Genomic DNA, 4,035 nt, shown 5'->3' with positions numbered 1-4,035 from the left:
TCGTCGCCCCGTTCGACAAGCGGATCAGGCTGCCGGAACCTTATTTTTTGGCTTGGGATCGGGCCATTCTTGAGAAGCCTTTTGGTCCTGAGCTGCGAGCCTGGATTGTTTCGATTTCCAAGCGACTGGGCGCAACCTTAGCCGGATAGCCGAACACCGATCTGGAGACACAAGTTTGCATCTGCCGAGTTCGCGCGCACCAGCGTCTTAAGAGATCCAGACATTGGTCGGCGGTGTGCGGTCCCACGGATTGCTTCAGTTTGCCCTAGATATCTCGACAAAAGTCCGCTTTTTTCGCCCTTCTTGCACCGCTAGCCGTCGGGCGGCTTTGCGACCCAAAACAGCAGCGTTCGCGCCCTCAAGTCAACAGGGGTTCACTCAACTTCCCTGCTGTACGAGATCCCGGCGAACTCGGAGCCCCTGCTTGAGCAAATTCCGACGTACACGAAGTCCTGGCCCCGCCCACAATCGTAACGCCGGCTTCCTCATCAGCGTCCTGTAACCGGCGACGGGTCTCCAACGTGCCCGTGTCGTCATTGCCTGTAACAATTAGATCAAAAGTTTTCTGGCCTGCGAGAGGCGGCCTGCTGTTTTGCTCGAATCACTTGCGATGGAAGGTGCGGCGTTTCGGTGGCAGCCCCAGCGCGCTTTGAAATGGGATAATCCCTCGCAGATCGCCTTTGCAACGGGGATACCAATCTCGGATCGCGAAAGATCGGCGAACCAGACCTGCGAACCACAAACTTCGCCGATTTCATTCAGCAGGTCGGTGACGTTGCTTTCGCCAGCGCTTTCCAGGCCGTCGGCAGGCTTGCCGATGGCGAAACGAAAGTTGCGCACGTCAGCGAAACGCTTCCAGCGGGTCATCCGACAATCGTCATCGCTCATCGTTTTATTACGGGGCCGTTCTGCCCTTTCGGCATGGGCCTGCATTGCAGCTTCGGATTGTATCAATTCCAAAAACGCGGACCGGGCGGCAGCAACCATATCGAAGCTGCACCCGAAACCCACCGCCATATGCTCGCCACTGTCTTCGCAGCTGATCGCCGCCGTCACAATGGCCGTGCGGAAGGACGAGATATCGAGAAGCCAGAGCCTGCGTCCCGTTTCTTGGCGATGCTGCTGGATGTGAGACGCCAAGCCTTGGTCATCAAGCCGCGCGATATCCAGCCGCTTTCTCAGGGAGCCTCGGTGCCACCATATCCCTGTGGCGTCTCGTTCGACGAGTTCAAGCAAGGCGCGGGTTCTTGCATCCGCCCGCGTTGTGCCAGCGGCGCAACCATTGGTGTCGACGTTCAAGCTGCAATCGCCATATGCGACGTCACCAAAGCGGCCATAGCAGAGAAACGCCGGACAAAGCGCGACCCTATCGTCATGGAAGCTGCGAACGGACGCCCATAGCTGGGGATTGTTCAGATGATCCGTTGAAGGGATACTGTCCCAGCCACGCCACATTCTGTTGAGCCGATCGCGATGTCGGATCTGTTCCAGCGAAAAGCCCAATACCTGAATCGCATCGATCCTCATTCCATCGCCTGGAGAGCCGATGCGTGCTGACGCCGTGACGTCTTCGGCTCTGCAGGCCCAGCTGGAAATCTCCGCGGCCTCTCCGAGGCAAGACAGCACGGCCGTGCCGGCATCAAAGCCTTTGCCACTTGCCGTGAATCGTTTCTCATTCCCTTCGAATGGAGCAATGTTGGACATAGCCAGGAATCCACCCGGAACATCGAACACTTCAACGCCAATGTCGTGCCGTGTCGCGAAGTGCAAAAGGGGCAGCCCATTCTCGGGCGCAGCGACAAGGGTCGCAGCCAGATTCTCCAAAACATCCAAATCATCTTCACTCGACTGGCGGTCCCAGGTCGGGTCGTCTTGGTTCACCGTCATCGGCCGGCCGTGATGCATCAGCAGAGCAAGCGTTGTCCAATGCGACCCGCGCAACAGCATGTTGGCTCTTTCAATATCTTGGCTTCTGCTGTTTACGTAGGGTAAGCGGTGGCGCCCGTTGGCGACCGAGACGATAGCCGGCGGAGTTGACAATTTCCACAGACGGTCTGGCGATTAGGCTAATCGGCGGTTTCGAGCTTCGCAAGGGCTCGGAGACGTTCTCGTTGGGCAAGCGGAAGGCCTGCGCGATTCTCGCCTATCTGTTACTGAGCGGCAGGTCACGCGAGACGCGCGGGCGACTGGCGGCATTGCTTTGGAGCGAGCAGGACGAGGAGCATGCGCGCGGATCACTGCGCCAGTGCATAAAGGATCTCCGACGCCTGGCAAGCGAGACCAGGCTTAATTACCTCGCGGTCGACAAGCTCGTCCTGGGAATCGATCCGACTGCAATCCGTTCCGACATCGATGAGCTTGAACGTGCGCTCGACGACCGCAATTATGACGGTGCGCTGCTCCTGCTGGCCAAAGCCAGGGATGGACTTTGCGCCGGGTTGGACGATTGCGATCCTGTCTTCGACAACTGGCTGAGAATGCAGTCGACGATGATAACCGACAGGCTGGTGACACGGCTCGCAGCCTGGCTGGCGGCCGAGACAGACCCGAGACAGCGCAAATCCATCGCTGCGTGCATCCTGCAACTTGATCCGTTTTTCGACGATGCCGTGGTGGAGACCATTCGGAGGGTCTGTGAGGAAAGCGGTTATGCCCGCGCCCTAGCGTTCTTCGACCGCTACGCGGCCGAACTCAAAGCGGACATGGATCTGCGACCACCGGCAGAAATCCTCCACCTTCTAGAGGCGCTCAAGCCGGGCAACGACGGTGAAAAGCGGGCGGCTGACCCCGACCTTGCGCAAAGCGATCACGACAGCCGCATCCCAGGGAAGCCGACAATCGCCATCATCATTGCCAGGCGCGAAGCAGAGAACGAGCACCTGCAATTTGCCTTGGCGACAGAGCTTCTGGCTTCGATTTCCCGATTTAGGCATTGGACAGCCGTGTCAACGGAGTTGCAAGCCGGTGAATTCTCACTGGATCAGATGCATCAGGCGGCAGGCGAACACGTGGATATCGGCGTCCTCATCCGTCTGATCGACACGGATGGACCAGCAGTGTTCCAAATTACCTGCTATGATTTCCTGCAAGAAGGAGAAGCCTTCGTTCTCACCGTTCCGTCGGATCCGTCTTCCTGGCGCTCGGCCTTCAATGAAGTTTGCGCACGCTTTTCCGCGCGCCTGCAGATTGCCTTGTCCAGTGCCAGGCTGCATCGCATATCGCAAGCTTCCCCGAACCATTTCTCGGCCTATGATTGCTGGCTGGACGGACAGCGGCTTTCGATCATGTGGCGAAAGGACACCGAAGAAGCTGCCATCGCCCGCTACGAGGAAGCCATCCGGCTTGATCCCGATCTGTCCTGCGCTTATTCCAGCCTCGCTGCGGTGCTCAACTCGCGTTGGATCGTCGTTCCGGGTGCATCGTCGATCGAGCAGGATCTAAAGCGCGCATTCGAACTGGCCAAGCGTTCGGTCCTGCTCGACCCATTCGACCACCGCAACCAGGTAAATCTGGCCTGGAGCCACCTTCTGGCGCGACGCTGGGAGCTGGCCGATTTTCACTTCAGCCTTGCACATGAGCAAAATGCCGGGAACCCCGCGACGTTGATCGCCTACGCGCTGGCCAGCTCCTTCATGGGTGATCATCAACGGGCATCGGAGCTTTCGAAGCGCAGTTTCGACCTCAATCCCATGCCCGACGCTCACTATCATGGCTACCAGGCGACCATTGCCTTTCTCGCCAATGATCTGGAGGGGTGCGTGGCCGCTGCGGTCAAGAGCGATCAACTGTTCGCCGACATCCACGGCTGGTCGGCGGCGGCACTTGCGTTGCTGAAACGCAACCGCGAGGCCGGGGATGAGTTCAGACGTTTTCTACGCAACCTAACGGCGGCGTGGCAAGGGCCGGGTAGGCTTGACCGCGCTGTCGCCGTGGAGTGGTTCAAGACCGCTTTTCCGATCCGGTTACCAGTCGATCAGGAGAAGCTGGCCCGTGGCATCGAATTGGCAGCCCAGTCGGGCTGACACGGCCGAACCG

The 4,035-nt window shown here is 58.8% G+C and carries 2 protein-coding genes; one reads left to right on the top strand and one right to left on the bottom strand.

The genetic code is table 11. From position 1 onward, the window contains the following. Positions 1-549 precede the first annotated feature (549 nt). Entirely contained in the window at positions 550-1,947 is a 1,398-nt protein-coding gene (locus EOA22_RS26400) for a YcaO-like family protein (RefSeq protein WP_063168715.1), read from the bottom strand. Between the two features lie 164 nt (positions 1,948-2,111). Here EOA22_RS26400 and EOA22_RS26395 point away from each other — a divergent pair, with 164 nt between their 5' ends. Continuing rightward, positions 2,112-4,022, top strand: a complete 1,911-nt coding sequence (locus EOA22_RS26395) for a hypothetical protein (RefSeq protein WP_063168714.1) — start codon at positions 2,112-2,114, stop codon at positions 4,020-4,022. The last annotated feature ends 13 nt before the right edge of the window (positions 4,023-4,035 follow it).

Origin of the sequence: Mesorhizobium sp. M7A.F.Ca.US.014.04.1.1 (assembly GCF_003998745.1) — a bacterium.
Taxonomy (GTDB): domain Bacteria; phylum Pseudomonadota; class Alphaproteobacteria; order Rhizobiales; family Rhizobiaceae; genus Mesorhizobium; species Mesorhizobium ciceri.
This window is presented reverse-complemented; position numbering and strand designations above follow the sequence as displayed.